The organism is Zavarzinia sp. (assembly GCF_049306435.1).
Taxonomy (GTDB): Bacteria; Pseudomonadota; Alphaproteobacteria; order Zavarziniales; family Zavarziniaceae; genus Zavarzinia.
The window spans coordinates 1-4124 of the sequence record NZ_JBAQRT010000036.1 but is presented as its reverse complement, the minus strand read 5'-3'; the positions used below and the strand labels follow the sequence as shown (position 1 = coordinate 4124).

Annotated in this window: 5 protein-coding genes; all 5 read left to right on the top strand. The window is 71.0% G+C overall.

What is annotated here, in order from left to right; all coding sequences use genetic code 11:
- Positions 1 to 904, top strand: a 904-nt coding sequence (locus WAZ62_RS01815) for a nickel-dependent hydrogenase large subunit (RefSeq protein ID WP_422641823.1), incomplete at its 5' end; no start/stop codon positions are given.
- Positions 897 to 1238 (top strand): hydrogenase maturation nickel metallochaperone HypA, encoded by a 342-nt coding sequence (hypA, locus tag WAZ62_RS01810; protein WP_422641822.1) that lies wholly within the window; start codon positions 897 to 899, stop codon positions 1236 to 1238. The genes WAZ62_RS01815 and hypA, both read left to right, overlap by 8 nt.
- Entirely contained in the window at positions 1235 to 2119 is an 885-nt protein-coding gene (gene hypB, locus WAZ62_RS01805; RefSeq protein WP_422641821.1) for a hydrogenase nickel incorporation protein HypB, read from the top strand. The genes hypA and hypB overlap by 4 nt, the downstream gene beginning before the upstream one ends.
- Positions 2119 to 3579, top strand: coding sequence for a sigma-54-dependent transcriptional regulator (locus tag WAZ62_RS01800; RefSeq protein WP_422641820.1), 1461 nt, complete (start codon positions 2119 to 2121; stop codon positions 3577 to 3579). Before hypB ends, WAZ62_RS01800 begins: the two co-directional genes overlap by 1 nt.
- Positions 3580 to 3688: 109 nt before the next feature.
- Positions 3689 to 4124: hypothetical protein (locus WAZ62_RS01795; protein ID WP_422641819.1), on the top strand; the 436-nt coding region annotated here is incomplete at its 3' end.

Below are 4124 nucleotides of genomic sequence, written 5' to 3'. Positions count from 1 at the left end.
GTTCACGGGACGGAGCCCAGCGGCCACCGCCGCCCTGGTGCCCCTGGTGTTCAATCTCTGCGCCACGGCACAGGAGCGGGCGTCGCGCGGCGCCCTCGGCCTGCCTGGGGGCGGGGGCGAGGCCGCGCTTCGCCAGGAACACCTGCGCGACCATGCCTTCTGCCTCGGCGTCACCTGGCCCTCGCTCATGGGCGCGGGGCCGGACAATGAACTTCTGTCGCGCGTCGCCGACCATGGCGCCGGCCGGAATCCGGCGGCGACGGCGGCGGCGCTGCGGCACCATCTTCTGGGCGACACGATGGACGTCGGCGCCCTGACGCCCCCGCTCATCGACCGGCTGCTGGCCGGTGGGGCGACGGCTTTCCTTCGCCTGCTGGCGGCTGTTCGCGGCAGGCTTCGGCCCGACTGGGGCCGTGCCGCCCTGTCGGCGCCATCGCCCGCCGACATCTCCGACCATCTGGCCGGCCGGCCGGTGCCGCTCCGCGAAACGACGGCGCGCGATGCCGTCGCCGGGTACCCGCTGCTGCTGGCGCTGGAGGCGAGGGAGGGGCGCAGCCTGTTCGCGCGCATGGTGGCGCGGCTGCTCGATTTCCTGCGCGTGCTCGATCCGGCGGCGGTCTTCGCCCCGGCCTTGAGCCCCGCGCCCGGCATCGGCATCGCGATGGCGGTGCGCGGCTTCGTCGGCCATTTCGCCGAGTTGCGGGACGACCGCGTCGCGGCCTATCGTCTGGTGACGCCGACCGACTGGAACACGGCGCCGGGCGGCATTCTGGCCCAGGTGCTGGCGGCCTTGCCGGCGGCGGGCGACCTGCCCTTCCTGGCGCGGCTGGCGGTGTCCTGTGTCAATCCTTGCGTGCCCACAACGATCGCCGTCGACGGCGCGAGGTTCGACGCCCATGCATGAAATGGCCCTGTGCGAAAGCGTGCTCGCGGCGATCGAGGAGTCGGCCCGGGCGAACCGGTTCACCCGGGTGCGCCGCGTCCGGCTGGAAATCGGCAGTTTCGCCGGGGTCGAGGTGCAGGCCCTGCGCTTCGGCTTCGACGTCGTGACGCGCGGCACCCTGTGCGACGGCGCCGAACTCGTGGTGCTGGAGCCGCCGGGCAAGGCCTGGTGTTTCGATTGTTCGTCGACGGTCGACCTTCTGGCGAGGATCGACCCCTGTCCCCAATGCGGCGGCCACCGGCTGCAGCCCGTCAGCGGGGACCAAATGACCATCAAGGACCTGGAGGTGGAATGATGTGCACGGTTTGCGGATGTTCGGGCGCCGGGGCCGCCATCGGCGGGCACCACCATCACGATCACGATCACGATCTTCACCATGGTCACCACCACGACCATGGCACCCATGACTACGGCCAGGGGCCGGCCCATGCCCATGCCCCCGGCCTGTCGCAGACCCGGATGGTGGAGATCGAGCGGGGCATCCTGTCGGCCAACGACGCGCTGGCCGCGCGCAACCGCGACGAACTGGCGGCGAAATGGCAGTTCGCGCTGAATTTCCTGTCCAGCCCCGGCGCCGGCAAGACCACGCTTCTGGTCGAGACCCTGTGCCGCCTGCACGATCGGCTGCCGCTCGCCGTGATCGAGGGCGACCAGCAGACCAGCAATGACGCCGAACGCATCCGCGCGGCGGGCTCTCCGGCGATCCAGGTCAATACCGGCAAGGGCTGCCACCTCGATGCCGGCATGGTCGGCCGCGCCCTCGCCGCGCTCGACACGCCCGAGGGCGCCCTTGTCTTCATCGAGAATGTCGGCAATCTGGTCTGCCCGGCGGGCTTCGACCTGGGGGAGGCGAAGCGCGTCACCCTGGTCTCGGTCACCGAGGGGGAGGACAAGCCGCTGAAATACCCCGATGCTTTCGCCGGGGCCGACCTCGTCCTGGTGACCAAGGCCGATCTCCTGCCCCATCTCGATTTCGATGTCGCGCGGCTGACCGCCAATATCGCCCGGGTCAATCCGAGGGCCACCGTGCTTCGCCTGTCCACCCGTGACGGGGAGGGGATGGAAGCCTGGATCGACTGGCTGCTGGCGGCGCGGAAAGTCTTCCTCGAGGATCTGGCCGCCCGCGCCGAGGCACGCGCCGCCGGCCTGCGCCAAGCCGCCGGGATTCCCGCCTGATGGACAGCCGCCCCGTCATCCTGGTCGTCGACGACGAGCCGCGCTCGGTCGAGGTGATCGCCCGCGTCCTCGACGAGGATTTCGAGGTCCTGACCGCCACGGGGGCGGAGGCGGCGCTGCGCCATCTCGAAAACAGCTGGGTGCAGGTGGTGCTGGCCGACCAGCGCATGCCCGACGTCACCGGCGTCGCCCTGCTCGCCCAGGTGCGGGAGCGCTGGCCCGACATCGCCCGCATCCTGATCACCGGCTATACCGATCCGGACGACATGATCAGGGCGATCAACGACGCCGGTATCTATCAGTTCATCGCCAAGCCCTGGCACCCGGACCAGCTGCTGCTGACGGTGCGCAACGCCGCCCGCCAGTACCAGCTCCAGCGCGAGCACGACCGCCTGTCGATCGAGATGAAGCTGCTGGGCCCGACGCTGGAATCCCGTCTCGCCAGCCGGCGCGACCGCATCCGCCAGGGTTTCCATTTCGACACGCTGATCCGGGCGACCGGCAGCCCGCTGGACGAGACCTGTCGCCTCGCCGCCCAGGTCGCGACCTTCGACGTGCCGGTGCTGGTGCTTGGCGAGACCGGCACGGGCAAGGAATTGCTGGCCCGCGCCATCCATTACGGCTCCCTGCGCAGCGACCGGCCGTTCCAGGCGGAAAACTGCGGCGCCATCCCGGATGAATTGCTGGAATCCGAGCTTTTCGGCCACAAGCGCGGCGCCTTCACCGGCGCCGTCGCCAACCGGGTCGGCCTCCTCGAGCAGGCCGACGGCGGCACGGTCTTCCTCGACGAGATCGGCGACGTCTCGCCCGCCTTCCAGGTGAAGCTGCTGCGCTTCCTGCAGGAGGGGGAGATTCGCCCCGTGGGCTCGAACGAATCGCGCCATGTGAACGTGCGGGTGATCGCCGCCACCCACCGCGATCTCGCCGCCGAGGTGCAGGCCGGCCGCTTCCGCCAGGATCTCTATTACCGGCTGGCCAGCGTCGAGCTGGAAGTGCCGCCGCTGCGCGTGCGCCCGGGCGATATCCGCCTGCTGGCCGGGGCGATTCTCGACCGGCTGTGCGCCACCCACGGCAAGATGGTGAAGGGCCTGACCGACGATGCCCTGGCCTGCCTCGAAGCCTATGACTGGCCGGGCAATGTCCGCGAGTTGCAGAATGAATTGACCCGCGCTCTCGTCCTCGCCGGGCGCGACCGGCTGGGGCCGGAGTGCCTGTCGCCGCGCATTCTCGCCGGGGCGACCCGGCAGGCCGGCGGGGCGATGCCGGTCGCGGGCGGCGACAGCGGCCCCTTGCGCGACCGGGTGGAGCGGGTGGAGGCGGCGATCCTGCTTGAAACCCTGCTGCGCTTCCGCTGGAACAAGAGCAAGGCGGCGAAGGAACTGGGCCTGTCCCGCGTCGGCCTTCGCGCCAAGCTCGAGCGTTACGGCCTCGTCCCCGGCGGGGCGGAGCGTCCGCATTGATCACGGGAACAAGACTTGCGGTTTGACCGCCGGGGCTCTATCCGGTCAGGCTGACGCAAAGCGCGGGACCCAACGGCCCCGGCTCGTCCTGCTTCCCAAGGATCCGTCGATGGCGTGGCGGCTGTTCCTGCCGATCATCCTGCTGGCCCTGGCGCTTTCCGCCTGCTCGCGGCAGCGCGCGTCCTGGCTGGTGCGGGACCGCACCCCGCCGGCCGCGCTGGTGACGCCGGTCTCGACGCTGGGGGCCGTGCCTTACCTGACCGGCGCGCCCGTCCTCGTGGTGCCGACGCAAGGGTTGCCCAACCCGCTCGAAGGCGTGCCGGCCCGGCTGGCCAAGGCGATCGCCGATGCCCTCGTCGAAAAGGATGTCCTCGCGGCGACGCGCAGCGCCGGCGCCTCGGGCTATATCCTGCAGACGGCGGTCGCCGGCCAGGATCTGCGCGCCCGCCTGATCGGGCCGGACGGGCTGACCGTGCTCGACAAGGCGGTGCGCCTCGATGTGCCCGCCGGCCAGCTCGACGCCCCCGCCGTCGACCGTCTCGCGG